General features: G+C 38.4%; 15 protein-coding genes. 5 read left to right on the forward strand and 10 right to left on the reverse strand.

What is annotated here, in order from left to right:
- Positions 1-870: tRNA 5-methoxyuridine(34)/uridine 5-oxyacetic acid(34) synthase CmoB (gene cmoB / locus M595_RS25870; protein WP_238987142.1), on the reverse strand; the 870-nt coding region annotated here is incomplete at its 3' end.
- Positions 871-952: 82 nt separating this feature from the next.
- Between cmoB and M595_RS25875 the strand changes: the two genes are divergently transcribed.
- Positions 953-1,507, forward strand: a complete 555-nt coding sequence (locus M595_RS25875) for a Uma2 family endonuclease (RefSeq protein ID WP_023068629.1) — start codon at positions 953-955, stop codon at positions 1,505-1,507.
- Positions 1,508-1,510: 3 nt separating this feature from the next.
- Here M595_RS25875 and cmoA read toward each other — a convergent pair whose 3' ends face one another.
- The 7 genes from cmoA to M595_RS25910 all read right to left on the reverse strand — a co-directional run bounded on the left by cmoA (position 1,511) and on the right by M595_RS25910 (position 7,263).
- A complete protein-coding gene (gene cmoA / locus M595_RS25880) occupies positions 1,511-2,272 on the reverse strand; it encodes a carboxy-S-adenosyl-L-methionine synthase CmoA (protein WP_023069538.1) in 762 nt (253 codons plus the stop codon).
- Between the two features lie 26 nt (positions 2,273-2,298).
- Positions 2,299-2,877, reverse strand: a complete 579-nt coding sequence (locus tag M595_RS25885; RefSeq protein ID WP_023069547.1) for a Uma2 family endonuclease — start codon at positions 2,875-2,877, stop codon at positions 2,299-2,301.
- Positions 2,878-2,909: 32 nt separating this feature from the next.
- A complete protein-coding gene (locus M595_RS25890; RefSeq protein ID WP_023069540.1) occupies positions 2,910-3,629 on the reverse strand; it encodes a tRNA1(Val) (adenine(37)-N6)-methyltransferase in 720 nt (239 codons plus the stop codon).
- Positions 3,622-4,803 carry a U32 family peptidase gene (locus M595_RS25895; RefSeq protein ID WP_023069552.1) on the reverse strand — a complete coding sequence of 394 codons (1,182 nt, stop codon included), beginning with the start codon at positions 4,801-4,803 and terminating at the stop codon, positions 3,622-3,624. The genes M595_RS25890 and M595_RS25895 overlap by 8 nt, the downstream gene beginning before the upstream one ends.
- 6 nt (positions 4,804-4,809) lie before the next feature.
- Positions 4,810-6,039: a U32 family peptidase gene (locus M595_RS25900; RefSeq protein ID WP_023069542.1), complete on the reverse strand. Its 1,230-nt coding sequence runs from the start codon at positions 6,037-6,039 to the stop codon at positions 4,810-4,812.
- 348 nt (positions 6,040-6,387) lie between these two features.
- The gene (locus M595_RS25905) at positions 6,388-6,789 is read right to left on the reverse strand and encodes a CO2 hydration-associated protein CupS (RefSeq protein WP_023069555.1); all 402 of its coding nucleotides are present in this window, start codon (positions 6,787-6,789) and stop codon (positions 6,388-6,390) included.
- Positions 6,790-7,017: 228 nt separating this feature from the next.
- The gene (locus tag M595_RS25910) at positions 7,018-7,263 is read right to left on the reverse strand and encodes a hypothetical protein (RefSeq protein WP_338041675.1); all 246 of its coding nucleotides are present in this window, start codon (positions 7,261-7,263) and stop codon (positions 7,018-7,020) included.
- A gap of 249 nt (positions 7,264-7,512) precedes the next feature.
- On the opposite strand from M595_RS25910, the gene M595_RS25915 reads away from it, so the two are divergent.
- The 4 genes from M595_RS25915 (at position 7,513) to plsY (ending at position 10,984) form a co-directional block, all read left to right on the forward strand.
- Positions 7,513-8,292, forward strand: coding sequence for an MlaE family lipid ABC transporter permease subunit (locus tag M595_RS25915; protein WP_023069539.1), 780 nt, complete (start codon positions 7,513-7,515; stop codon positions 8,290-8,292).
- A 114-nt stretch (positions 8,293-8,406) separates the two neighbouring features.
- Positions 8,407-8,820, forward strand: a complete 414-nt coding sequence (locus tag M595_RS25920) for a DUF3119 family protein (RefSeq protein ID WP_040484697.1) — start codon at positions 8,407-8,409, stop codon at positions 8,818-8,820.
- Positions 8,821-9,045: 225 nt separating this feature from the next.
- The gene (locus M595_RS25925) at positions 9,046-10,176 is read left to right on the forward strand and encodes a DUF3086 domain-containing protein (RefSeq protein ID WP_023069549.1); all 1,131 of its coding nucleotides are present in this window, start codon (positions 9,046-9,048) and stop codon (positions 10,174-10,176) included.
- 130 nt (positions 10,177-10,306) lie between these two features.
- On the forward strand, positions 10,307-10,984 hold the full coding sequence (plsY, locus tag M595_RS25930; RefSeq protein WP_023069548.1) for a glycerol-3-phosphate 1-O-acyltransferase PlsY: 678 nt from the start codon (positions 10,307-10,309) through the stop codon (positions 10,982-10,984).
- A gap of 125 nt (positions 10,985-11,109) precedes the next feature.
- Here the strand turns inward: plsY and M595_RS25935 are convergent, their stop codons facing one another.
- Entirely contained in the window at positions 11,110-12,177 is a 1,068-nt protein-coding gene (locus tag M595_RS25935) for a HaeII family restriction endonuclease (protein ID WP_023069554.1), read from the reverse strand.
- A 16-nt stretch (positions 12,178-12,193) separates the two neighbouring features.
- A complete protein-coding gene (locus tag M595_RS25940; protein WP_023069550.1) occupies positions 12,194-13,180 on the reverse strand; it encodes a DNA cytosine methyltransferase in 987 nt (328 codons plus the stop codon).
- Between the last annotated feature and the right edge of the window lie 205 nt (positions 13,181-13,385).

Raw genomic sequence — 13,385 nt, forward strand, 5'->3', positions numbered from 1 at the left:
GGTAGAGAGCGGTTCAGCAAAGAAACAATTAATTTTATTAAAACCTGCTCGATTAATCCAATTTTCTAAGCATGATTGAGTCGGGAGAAACCAAATCCCTCGCGCCCGTGCATAACGTTTTTGAGGGGTTAATGCTACAGGTAAATCTCCGGGTATTCCCTGACAGTCAATAATAATTTCTCCGTTTTTTTTCAGAGATTTGTGCAGTTTTCGCAGTAAACCTACTGGGTCAGTATGATGATACAAAATCCCCAAACAGAAAATGGTATCAAAAAAATCGGGATAAAGGTCAATATGTTCAACCCCTAACAGTTCAAAGTGAAGCATTTTCTGTTGGACAATATTTTGAACCAGTTGAAAGTTCCAGAAGTGTTTAGCATAGGGTTCAAAACCAATCACACAGGCTGGTTTTTGATGCGCCATTCTAAACATAAAATAACCATTATGACAGCCAATATCTGCAACTTTACGGTCGGTTAGTGATTGAATATGCGGTAAAATTCGTTCCCATTTCCAATCAGAACGCCATTCGGCATCTATAAAGGTTCCAAATAGTTCAAACGGCCCTTTTTTCCAGGGAGAAAATACTTTTAAGGCTTGATTAAATCGTTGCTGTTGTTCGAGAGAGAGTTCATCTCCTTGACCAACTTTGACCACTGAACCCGAAAAATTAAACTCGTTACTTTGAATATCTCTAACCGCTTGAACCGCTTGATAATATCGCTTACTTTTGGGTTCAAATAGTTGTGTTTGTCGTTCCTGACGGATTGCTAAAATTGTTTCAGATTCAATATCATCATTGTATTGTTCAAGATAGTCAGGCGCGACATAACCCAGGCTTTCATCTAACATTTCACTTCGAGATAACACCGATATTTTTAATGATAACAGTAATCTAGACAAAACTTAGAAAAATATTGCATAATAAAAAGTAAGTATTTAGGAGAAAACCATGACCGTTACGATGTTTAAATGGTCATTAGACCGATATCACGAAGCGCTCGTTAAAGGGTCAATTCGAGAAGATGATCGCATAGAATTATTAAGAGGAGATTTAGTTGTTATGTCACCTGAGAGAGAACCTCATGCTTACTACACTTCAAAAGTTAGTGATTATTTGCGGGAACTGCTAGGGACTCAAGTTAAAGTTAGAGAAGGTCATCCGATAACATTACCGAATAATTCTGAACCCGAACCCGATATTGCAATTGTTCAACCTTTGGGTAAAGAATACCTCAATCATCATCCCTATCCTGAGAATATTTTTTGGATTATTGAATTTTCTAACACTTCCTTAGAGAAAGATTTAGGCTTAAAGAAATCCATCTATGCTGAAGCAAAAATTCAAGAATATTGGGTGGCGAATCTAAAAGGATCAGAGTTAAAAGTGTTTAGAAATCTAAGTAATGATAATTATACTGAAGAATTAACTTTAACAACAGGAACAATTTCACCTCTACCTTTTCCAAAGATTTTAATCGAAGTTCAACAGTTGATATTTTCTTAAACCCTATTTAGACTTTAAAGCCACAAACGAAATAAAGTTATGTAGTTTAATAATAGAGTCAACCTGTTCAAAGCCACTTTCATGCAGCATTTGAATTTGTTCGTTTTCTGTAAGCGGAATTAACACATTTTCTAATGCTTCTTTTTTCCGTTCAATTTCATTTTTGGCGTAACCATTACGAGTTTTAAATGCTTCATAGTGTAGGGTAATTGTTTCTTGAAATTGGGGAGAAGCCGAACGAATTTTTTCGCTGAGAAAAAGCAAACCGCCAGGAACCAAACCCTTATAAATTTTTTGCAGTAATCTTTGACGTTGATGGAGAGGTAAAAATTGTAAAGTATAGTTCATTACTACAACACTGCTTTGATTAAAAGAACAGTTTTCGGCTTGATTACAAATGAGTTCTATTTCGTGAATTTTGGAAATTTCAGCTAACTTTTTTTCGGCTTTTTCTAACATCGCTTTAGAACTATCAATCCCGACTAAGGTTGCAGGTTGCTTCAAAAAACGTCCGAATAATTCTAAAAAAGTTCCCGTAGAACAACCAATATCGATAATTTTTGTTCCGTCTTGATAATAGGCTAAACCCCAATGTGCCGCACAAGCAACAACCTCTCGATAAAGGGGAACTGAACGGGAAACCATATCATCAAAAACCCGGACAACTTCTTCATTAAACACAAAAGGTTTTGGCCAGGTTCCGTTCTCAAAAAGTTCATCTTTTTCTGAACTAAAATAGAGTTCGGTATTAAATAAATTGCTCATTGTTATTTTAATTAAGTTAAATTTGACTATTGCTGAGGGAAAACTTTCGTCAAGTCAAGTAATAAATCAGAAAACTGAGGGAGTGAAATTGTTTCGTTGGGTAAAGAAATCTTTTGGATACGATAACCCCAACTTCCTTGGGGTTTTTGATAGGGTTTGCTGTAAGCTTCCAAAATGCGATCGCCAAGATTAAAGATCCAAAAATCGGAGATTCCATCTTCAGCATACAGGGGTAGTTTTATCTCTTTATCATAGTTTAAAGATGAATCATAAATCTCAATTACTAATATGATATCATTGGCAGCAGGATGTGAAACGAGATAGTCATCGGGAGAATTAATAACAATTGTAAAATCGGGTTCTGGTTCACTATTTGAGGATAAAATTATCGGAGATTGACATCTTAAAGTTGCTCGATCAGATATCAATTTAGAAAGTTCTCGCAGTAATTTTGTTAAACAGACTTCGTGAGCCATTCCTTTCGCCGCCATTTCAACCAATTCTCCTCGAATTAATTCAATGTGATCGCTCTGTTGTAAAATCCCCAGTTCTGTTAGGCGATGATATTCGGAAATTGTAAAACGTTTAAAAGTTGCGGTAAACATAATCAATAAATGTGATTAAAAACATCAATAATTTAATATTTTAGATAAAAATCTTTAACTAAATCAATAAATTCCGGTGTGTAAAGATGCCTTTCTGTTTCAATGGTTAGAGTGTTTTCGGGTTGATTGTTTTGACTTTGACTAAATTCCATTAAAATGCGTTTTGTTGGACGGTTGGGAGTCGGTTTAACGAGTAACTTTTGAGTACAAAAAAAACCAGATTTTTCAGCCAAAGTTAAAAAACGATTCGCCGCCTCTGTTGGATAAATCACAGTTAACCGTCCTTCCCGATCTAAAAGCTGTTGTGAGACGTTTAATAAATCAACTGGCGATAAGAGATCGGTGTGTCGCGCCACAGTTCTAGATGCTTTTAAGGCTTTATAAGCATTCTCAAAAAAAGGGGGATTAGAGACAATTAAATTATACCGCTTTGAGCAATATTTTGTATAGTCCTGAACGGAACTGTGATAAATTTTAATCCGCTCTTTCCAAGGCGATTGCGTAATATTTTCTTTGGCTTGAATAGAAGAATTTTTATCAATTTCTACGGTGTCAATTTGTGCTGTGGAACGCTGCGCCAGCATTAACGCTACCAAACCCGTCCCCGTACCGATATCTAATATGGTTTGAGTATTTTTTATATCTGTCCATGCTCCCAATAATACCCCATCGGTTCCCACTTTCATCGCACAACGATCTTGAAAGAGGGTAAACTGTTTAAACTGGAAATAAGGATTAGAACGCCTAGACATTCTCAATTTTACCTAAAAGTAAAGTACCCGGCATAGCTTTTTTAAACCAATTTGTAATCAAGATTTGTTCATAATCGCATTTTTTTATAACCTCGCCTTGTAAGTTGCGAAATTCAATATCTTCAGGAAGTTCTCGTTCTTCTCCCGTTGGTAAAATTAGACTATTAATTTGAGCAAATTCAAAAGCTTGTAACGCATAAAAAATCACCGCAGTTTTACTTTCCACCGCCACAATTTCAGCGAGTCCAATTTCATTGCGATAACCCGCCAATTTTGCCTTTGACTTCATGCGATGAAAGATAGAAGTTGTGCGGTTTGCTTTGAAAAAAGGTGCGCGAATGGGTTGATGCCATTGGGTTTTTAATGTTGTCGGGTTGTCTAAAATTTGCTGACAAATATTATCGATATTGACTGCAATATTTCCATCTTGGCTTAAATGTCGCAAGTCCAAACGAACCCTCTGTAAACCCGCCTTTTCTAAAGAAGCTAACTGATCTAAAATAAACTGATCTTTATCCAAAAACATAAACGTACCATGCACCGTTTCTAAAGTCGGAAAAGGTCGATTGTGACTTTCTTCTGAGGCGACAGTTGTTTCTAGATAAGGAATTGCTTCATCGGAACTATTAACAGACAAATGTTTCGATAACAAAGAACGGGGAGAATAAAACAGCAAAATTCGCCCCACGCCTAAAATTTCACAACCCACAGGTAATTTTTGACAATATTCTATGAGTTGTTTTTCTGGAAGTTCTATCGATAAAATCAACCGTTCTAATGAATCCGAAAGAACTTCACACCATCCCTGCAAGGCTTCTAGATTGTGATTTCCAGTTTCTACAATCAGGTGTATTTTCAATTGCGGAAAATGAGTTTTCACCCACCAAGCCGCACCCGGATCGCAAACTCGAATTGCTGAAAATTTGCTAAGATTATACTGAGATATTTTTTGACAGATTTCCATCATAATTTGTTCCGGCATTAAAATATCCCAAACTAACACCGGATGCAACGAACGTTTAACCGCTTCAGAGGCGAGAAATTCTACTTCTTCAAGAGAAAGTCTTCCTTGACGGGCGAGTAACAAAGGTTCTAGTAAAACCTCTTGTAAGTTCGGCGCATTAACGCACCGTTCTAAGTCTGAAATAGATGAGATAAACGTATTAAATTGCATTCTATTTTAAGAATGAGTGACTAATTCGGGTTTATAAACAGTTTTTTGTCGGGACAGTCGAATCACGGTAAATTGGTTAATATCCTGTAAAATATCAACTCGGGGAATACAAACAACGCTATCTTTTTGGATGCTATCTAACGCCTCTCCCATTACCGATAAAAGCTGAGTAATTTTCCAGTTAATAATTTCTCCTTTGGGGGGAATGATTTGAATTTCATCTCCCACACTTAATGGTTCGAGTAACTGAAGGGCTAAATAATCCGAAGTGGTATCAATGACAATCCCCAAATATTCGTGAGTTCCCCGATTATTTCCTGACAATTGACCAAAGACAGAATCACTATCCGCCGGATTTTCTAACGAACCCGAAGAATAATCCCGGTGTGGAATCGACTCAAGATTACTGGCTATTTTCTCTAGTAATTCGGGTGTGATTGTTCCCTCAAGATAAGCATCAATCAGTTGTCGATAGGCTTTACAGGTCATCGCCACATAAAATGAAGATTTCATCCGTCCTTCGATTTTTAAAGAACAAATTTTATGTTTAAAAAAGTCTTCAATTTTATGCACTCCCCACAAGTCTTTGGACGACATAAATGTGATCGGATTAGAGTCTTGATTCTCTAATTTATAAGGTAATCGACAGGATTGAATACAACCACCTCGATTAGAATCTCGTCCTGCGGTAAAATTAGAAATTGTGCAGTGACCCGAATAGGCCATACACATCGCCCCATGAATAAACATTTCTACATCAATACCGGATTTTTCCCCAATTAAACCCGTTTCTGCAACACTCAATTCTCGACCCACAATTAAACGTTTAACGCCAAATTGTTTCCAAAGTTCTGCCGATGAGGAATTTAAACAAGAGGCTTGAGTGGAAAGATGAATATTCAGATTTGAAGACTTGCGAACAACTCTCAAAACGCCGACATCGGAAACAATAACCCCATCAATTCCAATCGATTCTAAAAACTGACAATAATCTCCCAATCCTTCTAAATCCGCATCATGTAAAAACGCATTTAAAGTGACATAAACTTTGGCATTATACTTATGGGCGAATGCCACCCCATTTTTTAAATCATAGTCGGTAAAATTATCCGCCCTCGCCCGCAAACCATATTTTTGTCCGCCCACATAAACCGCATCTGCACCATAGAGAATGGCAACTTTCAATCGTTCTAAGTTTTTAGCGGGGGCTAATAGTTCAGGTTTCCAGTGGTTCATCATTTTAATTTTGTACGATCTTGAATAAGTTTAAATCTATTCTTACATTTTATTCTCCCGATTCTGCATAGATTCAACGGAAACGTTGGGAAGCATTAACAGCCGAAAAAAGACAAAAGCCGCCAATTTCCTGCCATTGCAGCGGATTTTGTCATTGAACTCAGGCCAGAAACAGGTAAAAAAATGCAAGAATATATAGAATCTGGGGTAAAATGGGGATGGTTAATTAATCCCCAATAGCAACAAGTCGAAATTGATCGCGTCAAAATCTATGATCGGGATTTAGCTTGAATTTATCCCCATATGGGTAGATTTAGGGGATTTTGTTGTTAGCAAAAACTGCAAACTTTAACCCATCAAAAGTACGGTATCAATCACATGAATTACCCCATTATCCGCTTCAATATCAGGCGCAACAACCGTAGCATTTTTGACTTCAAATCCTTCGATAAACATTAAGGGAAGGGGAGAACCTTCAACGGAAGTAAGCGTCTGAAGTTGCTCTAAATCTGCTTTCATCAATTTACCCGAAACAACATGATAGGTCAAAATGCGAGTCAGTTGAGGTATATTTTGAACTAATGTTTGTATCGTTCCGGGAGGAAGTTTAGCAAAAGCATCATCATTTGGGGCAAAAACAGTAAAAGGGCCAGGACTTTTCAGGGTTTCCACTAAACCTGCGGCTTGAACCGCTTGTACCAGAGTATTAAATGATCCTGCACTCACTGCAATATCAACAATATCAGCCATTGATTGTATTTAACTCGATTGCGTTCAGGAATACTTTTATGTGGCTCTAGTTTAACATGATTGTTTCTGAAATAATGATCAAAGCTCGGTGAAAATTACAGCTTGAACTTGATAGGATTAAAATCGAAATAGAGGAAATGGCAAATAATAGTTTGTATTGTCTTTGAAACCAAGCGAAAGCCTCCGTCGGGAGGCTTTGTAAAATACGTAACATTTGACTGCGTGATTTTACTGACTGCGAGGACTTTGATAGGAGGCATAAGTATCAAATAAAGCACCAACTAAACTACAGGTTATGGCGATGATCATACTCCCTTGAAAGGGGTGTCCACTGCCAAAAGTTGCCAGAAATTGTAAAATTTGTTGGCAGGAAAATTGACCGATTGTTTTGAGAAAGGGAAGACAAGCGATCATTACAGAGCCAGCTAATCCAAAACTGATCACCAGGATCGGAGTAACAAAGCTTAGAACCATCGTTAGTAGGATAGAGCGGAGAAAATTAGGAAAAATGCCCATAGGTTAGGAAAATTGAGAATTGAATTCACTTTCCCTCAGTCAGAGGTATCAGAGAATCTAGACTATTAACTTCTAAGATAATCGTAATTTCTCCTTTCGTTCCACTCTGTCAGAAAACTTAAATTAATGTTCAAAAATCTTGGTTAAGATTTGTACATAGTTGTTATGTTTCTTTGTCATTTTAAGGTGAGGATTTTCTTAAGTCAGATGCAAATTAATTCAAGTCTCGGAATTTGGACGCGCCGCTTCGTTGCTGCTTTATTTTTGGGCGGACAGGTCATTGTTCATCTCATACAAGGTAAAATTTATCGTCGTAACACGTTAGAACAAATGGCAGCCGTCGGGCCAGAGTCGTTGCTCATTGCCTTGATCACCGCAGGTTTTGTCGGAATGGTGTTTACGATTCAAGTTTCTCGTGAGTTTATCACATTAGGTGCCGGGAATTTAGCGGGGGGGGTTCTTGCTCTTTCTCTAGCGCGTGAATTGAGTCCAGTTTTAACTGCGGTTATTGTCACCGGACGAGTCGGTTCAGCATTTGCAGCAGAAATTGGTACGATGCAAGTCACGGAACAAATTGATGCGCTGTATGTATTAAAAACTGATCCTGTTGATTATCTCGTGATCCCTCGTGTGATTGCCTGTTGTTTAATGTTGCCTTTACTAAATATTATTTGTCTAATCACAGGTTTAGCAGGAGGATTATTAATTTCCAGTAGTCTATATAACATTCCTCCAAATTTGTTTTTAGAGTCTGTACAGAATTTTCTCACCCTTTGGGATTTAGTCAGTGGCGAAATCAAAGCTTTGGTTTTTGGGGGAGTGATCGCAGTCATTAGTACGAATTGGGGACTAACCACAACAGGCGGGGCCAAAGGTGTTGGACAATCAACCACAACTGCTGTTGTTACGTGTTTGCTTTCTATCTTTATCCTCGACTTTTTCCTCTCTTGGTCAATGTTTCACGGGATTGGAAATTCTGTCCTGTAGTCAGGAGTTGGGAAAATCGGAAAAAACGTCTGACTTCTGATGGAGTTTCGTTTTACCCATAATTTGGTAACATTTGTTGACATCACTCGCACTGGATGCACAGGAACCGAAATAATGACAACAACACCATCAAAGACCACTGTTCCCTCAAAGGTAGAACTGACACCCAGTTTTATCATCCCGGCTGTACTCCTATTAACTGGAATTCCGTTAATCTTGGTGCAGAAAGTGCTAGGATTCGTAATTGCCTTACTGGGACTGTTTCTACTCATACAGACCGCAACGATTCGCATCCAGTTTACCGAGACTGCACTTGATGTCTCCCGTTCCGGTAAATTACTTCGACATTTCCCCTATGCAGATTGGATCAACTGGGAAATTTTCTGGCCCGGTGTACCCATTTTGTTTTACTTCAAAGAGGTTAACAGTATTCACTTTTTGCCAATTATTTTTGATCCAAAAACGCTGAAAGCCTGTTTAGAAGCAAATTGTGGAAATCTCAAAACTCCGAGCGTCAACCCCGAGTGACTCCCCACTGAATTTAGACTTCTCCTTTATGTGTCAATCTCCCATCCTGTTGATAAAATTAACCCTGATGGGAAATTTTTGATGAGTTTGATTGTTGTTCGGCATAATGTTGAGCATAATGGAAACAAACTCGCCCGTGTCAAATCGCGTTTGTGCATCCCTGGCTTCAGTTAGTTTATGTTAATCTCAAACTCGTCTGACCCGAATTGAACCTCTGTTGATTCCATGAATTTAGACGAACCTCAAAATCAAGAGCCTCGCGAGCGATCGCAAGATGTATCCGAACCAGACGAAAACTCTGGATCGGACGAACTTTTTACGCCGACACCAGCTACGACAGACCTGCAAACGGCGACCAATCTAAAAGACCAAATTCAGCAACTGAGACAGGAAATCGCGGGTTTACAAGCTGAATCAGCCAAAATGAAGCAGCAACAGATGGCTTTAACCGAAACGATGCAGAATGTCGTCTCAGAAACGTTAAGCCAACTCGAACAACGCCGACAAGCACTGCAAATAGAAGTCGAAAAACTCGAACGTCGTCGAGAACGTATTCGTCAAGAAATGCGAACCAGTTTTGCTGGCGTTTCTCAAGATTTAGCCATTCGGGTTCAGGGGTTCAAAGATTATCTTGTCGGGAGTTTACAGGATTTAGTCAGTACCGCAGAACAGTTAGAACTGATTCCCGAATCTCCAGAACCCATCATCGAAAGCGATCGATCTGACGATACATTTGGCGAACGCCCTTTTCCTGCTCAACGAGACATCGAACCGGAAATCAGTTCTACCCCTCAGTTTGGTCAACAAGGATTTCAGGAAGAATCCCAACAAATTCGTCGCCTTCTCGATCAATATCGCACCTTACCCGATTATTATGGCCCGCCCTGGCAGTTGCGACGCACATTTGAACCGATCCACGCTAAACGGGTTTCCACCTGGTTTTTTAATCAAGGGGGACGGGGTGCATTACGCACCATGGGAAGTCGGTTACAAAATATTTTAATTGCCTCGGCGATTACCTCTGTTCTGCGAACGCTCTACGATCGCCGTCTACGCACGTTAATTTTAGCAAATAGCCCCGAACGCTTAGGGGAGTGGCGGCGAGGCTTTCAGGACTGTCTAGGCCTCGATCGGCGAGATTTTAGCCCAGAACGGGGGGTGACATTGTTTGAAGATGCCAATGTTGTTGCACTGAAGGCGGATCGCTTGGTTCAAGAGGGAAAATTACCGTTTATTGTTATCGATGATAGCGAGGAAAAAATTAGTTTGTCTTTGCTGCAATATCCTCTCTGGTTGGGTTTTGCGCCTGAACCCCAATCTCAACAACAACAGCAACCGCTTTACCGTGAATTTTAAGAGTTTAAGAGTAATGTCTGGGTATTTCAGACATTACCCCCAATCTTCTTTGATCGCTAAAATGCAATACCAAACCTGCACGATTTTGGATTAGGATAAAAAGCGAGTATGGCGCATTGGGTAGAGAAAGATGCTTGAGTGGATCGGATTAAATTTCGGACTATTAGTGGCGGGTTATTTGTTGGGTTCAATTCCGACAGGCTATCTGATCGCCAGGGGGTTCTATGGAATTGATCTGCGAGAAGTGGGTTCGGGTTCTACGGGGGCGACGAATGTTTTAAGAAGTTGTGGAAAGTCACCTGCGTTGCTCGTTTTGTTAGTGGATGTCCTCAAAGGCGTTTTGGCGATCGCATTTGTTTTGTTGATTTATTCGTTGGAAATTACCCCTAAAATTGCCGCTTCTGCTAATATTTCAAATCTTAATACGTTGTTGTATTGGATGACGACAGCAGCAGGTTTAATGGCTCTTTTAGGTCATACAAAACCCGTTTGGATTGCCTTTAAAGGCGGAAAAGCAGTCGCTACCAGTTTAGGGATTTTATTGGCTTTTGATTGGAAATTGGGTTTAGCAACGTTGGGAATTTTTGCCTTATTTATCGCGATTTCTCGGATTGTTTCTCTCAGTTCAATTGCGGGGGCGGTGGGAATTGCCAGTTTAATGGTGATTACAGGTCAACCTTTACCCTATCAAATTTTTGGGATTGTTGGGGGAATTTATGTGATTTGGCGTCATCGAGAGAATATTGAACGGTTACTAAAAGGAACAGAACCCCGCATTGGTGAAACGTTATCGACGGAAGCCCAATAAATTACAATCAATTAATCGTAGGATGGGTTAACAAAACTTGTAACCCATCACTCAAATTTAAGATTTATAAACTGAGTTTCCAATATTAATCTAACTTACCGTGATAACTTACAAAAATCAATAGTTTATACTGACCAAAATGGGTCACTTAATAAAGTATATTCCCGCTCTTCCATAAAACTTACTAAATCATTGCTCTCACTTGAAGGAAACTCATATTTAATTTCTTCAATCAAAATTTCAATGAGTCTCGCTCCTAAAATATTCCGAAAACTACCCCGTAGTGCTTTCTCATACCAAGCTTCTAAATGAGATTGAGTAATAATAGATTGTATTCTAGATTTCCATCCTATTTGATTGAGTAATGACACAATAGTTCTTTCTTCAGAATCTCTGCAAACAATCACTATCCGATCTGCTGTAATATTAGAAACTATACCTTCAGCAAGGCTCTCATTGAGTGAAAGATATTTAATTTGTACAGCAGGGCCATAATTTGCCCACATATCTAAACCTCGATCAGCAGCATTAGTAACTCCTACTCGATAAAACTTGGCACTAGCAGTGAAAGAAGGATTTTGACTATTAATCGAGAGAACTTTTTGTGTAAATTCCTCAAATTCTTTGAGTAAGTCTAGCTTATTAAAATCAAGTTGTACTTTAACTGTTACATTGAGTTCTTCTATAAGAACTTTAAAAAGAGCATAAACAACAATTTCATAAATTTTATCTATACTTCTCTTTAATCCAGGATTATTCTGAAATTGTCCAATAAATTCAGTGAGTTTAAAGTTTTCAATATCTGACTTCATACAATAAGCAAGCCCAGAAGTCATTTGTGAATATCTTTCTATAAATTTACGATAGATATAAGCTTCAACAATACCTGATTTGCTTTTATTATCTTCTCCAAGAACCATCAAAACTTCAGGTGGAGTTGCATTTTTATCGAATAAATTATCTTGATAGCGTGAACTAGAAGTGGTAATCCTTCCTAAAAAACGTTTACAGATAATATCTCTCCATTTTTTTGAAGATTTCCTATAGGTATTAAGATTAGAGAGAGTCAAGTCATCAAAAACTCGATGATGATAAAGAATTTCAGCAACTTGAATTGGTTTATACAAATGAACTCTAGCTTTATTTATAATATTGTCTAAAGCATCCTTAGCTTCATTTAAACTGACTGACATTTTTATTATTACTCCTTTATTCAAAATTGGCAAAATCTAGGGATAACTGCTCAGGTTTTTCTAAAGCAGGTTGTTTTTCTTCTAAAGCTTTTAACATCTGTTTTGCGATCGCCCGAATAACAGGAACCGGAACACTATTACCCGTCTGTTTTCTGATTTCTGCGTGAGATACAACGATTTTAAACGATTCTGGAAAACCTTGCAAACGCAAAAGTTCCCGTGAAGATAACCGTCGAACTCCATTGACAAGAAGATAGTTATAAGAAGCCCCACTTCTCAGGGCGCAGGAATAGGGAAGTACAGAAATATTTCCCGATTTATTTTCATGCCAAATTGAAGGATAAAAGGGTTTAACTTTCAATCTTTGTATTCTCTTTTTTTTGATAAACTCGGAAGCAAACAAACTTTTATCAACCCGTTCATCGGGTTCTAATATATCGGATAAACTAACTCTTTTTTGGATGGGTTTGGGAAAAGAAAAATGAATCTTTTCTAAAAATCCAACAATATAAGTTCTTTCTCGCTTTTGCGGTAAACCAAAATCTAGCGCATTCAGAACTTCTGTATAAACATGATAGCCCAAATTTTGCAGATGTTCTGTAATCACTTTAAACGTCTTTCCTTTGTCGTGAGTTCTCAACTGTTTAACATTTTCCAATAAAAACGCTTGCGGTTGTTTCGCTTTCAAAATCATCTCAATATTATAAAATAACGTTCCTCTAGCTTCATTAAACCCTTCCATTTTGCCAATAATACTAAACGCTTGACAGGGAAACCCCGCCAATAAAATATCATGGTGAGGAATAGAACCCGAATCAATTGTGGTAAGATCTCCCAGAGGACGTTCACCAAAATTCGCTTCATAAGTCTCTTGGGCGGCTTCATCCCATTCAGAAGAAAACACACATTTTCCCCCCAACTCCTCAAAAGGAAGACGAATTCCTCCAATTCCTGCAAATAAATCAATAAAAGTGAAATTATATTCTGTTAATTTATTGGTCATTAATCTGTTTTTCAAGCAATAATATGACCCAGACAATCGGGATATGAAATCAAAAAAATAATGCTATACAAGTTAGAAGTCAAAAGGCAAGATCTCCCAACCTCCCAACCTCCCAACCTCCCAACCTCCCAATCTCCCAACCTCCCAACCTCCCAACCTCCCAACCTCCCAACCTCCCAATCTCCCAATCTCCCAACCTCCCAAC

Origin of the sequence: Lyngbya aestuarii BL J (assembly GCF_000478195.2) — a bacterium.
Taxonomy (GTDB): domain Bacteria; phylum Cyanobacteriota; class Cyanobacteriia; order Cyanobacteriales; family Microcoleaceae; genus Capilliphycus; species Capilliphycus aestuarii.

Bases quoted from the DNA above. Each gene is read 5' to 3' on its own strand.
- M595_RS25890 (WP_023069540.1), bottom strand. From the start codon at position 3,629: ATGTCTAGGCGTTCTAATCCTTATTTCCAGTTTAAACAGTTTACCCTC.
- M595_RS25920 (WP_040484697.1), top strand. From the start codon at position 8,407: ATGACAACAACACCATCAAAGACCACTGTTCCCTCAAAGGTAGAACTG.
- M595_RS25910 (WP_338041675.1), bottom strand. From the start codon at position 7,263: ATGGTTCTAAGCTTTGTTACTCCGATCCTGGTGATCAGTTTTGGATTA.
- M595_RS25925 (WP_023069549.1), top strand. From the start codon at position 9,046: ATGAATTTAGACGAACCTCAAAATCAAGAGCCTCGCGAGCGATCGCAA.
- M595_RS25900 (WP_023069542.1), bottom strand. From the start codon at position 6,039: ATGAACCACTGGAAACCTGAACTATTAGCCCCCGCTAAAAACTTAGAA.
- M595_RS25905 (WP_023069555.1), bottom strand. From the start codon at position 6,789: ATGGCTGATATTGTTGATATTGCAGTGAGTGCAGGATCATTTAATACT.
- plsY (WP_023069548.1), top strand. From the start codon at position 10,307: ATGCTTGAGTGGATCGGATTAAATTTCGGACTATTAGTGGCGGGTTAT.
- M595_RS25895 (WP_023069552.1), bottom strand. From the start codon at position 4,803: ATGCAATTTAATACGTTTATCTCATCTATTTCAGACTTAGAACGGTGC.
- M595_RS25940 (WP_023069550.1), bottom strand. From the start codon at position 13,180: ATGACCAATAAATTAACAGAATATAATTTCACTTTTATTGATTTATTT.
- M595_RS25875 (WP_023068629.1), top strand. From the start codon at position 953: ATGACCGTTACGATGTTTAAATGGTCATTAGACCGATATCACGAAGCG.
- M595_RS25935 (WP_023069554.1), bottom strand. From the start codon at position 12,177: ATGTCAGTCAGTTTAAATGAAGCTAAGGATGCTTTAGACAATATTATA.
- cmoA (WP_023069538.1), bottom strand. From the start codon at position 2,272: ATGAGCAATTTATTTAATACCGAACTCTATTTTAGTTCAGAAAAAGAT.
- M595_RS25915 (WP_023069539.1), top strand. From the start codon at position 7,513: ATGCAAATTAATTCAAGTCTCGGAATTTGGACGCGCCGCTTCGTTGCT.
- M595_RS25885 (WP_023069547.1), bottom strand. From the start codon at position 2,877: ATGTTTACCGCAACTTTTAAACGTTTTACAATTTCCGAATATCATCGC.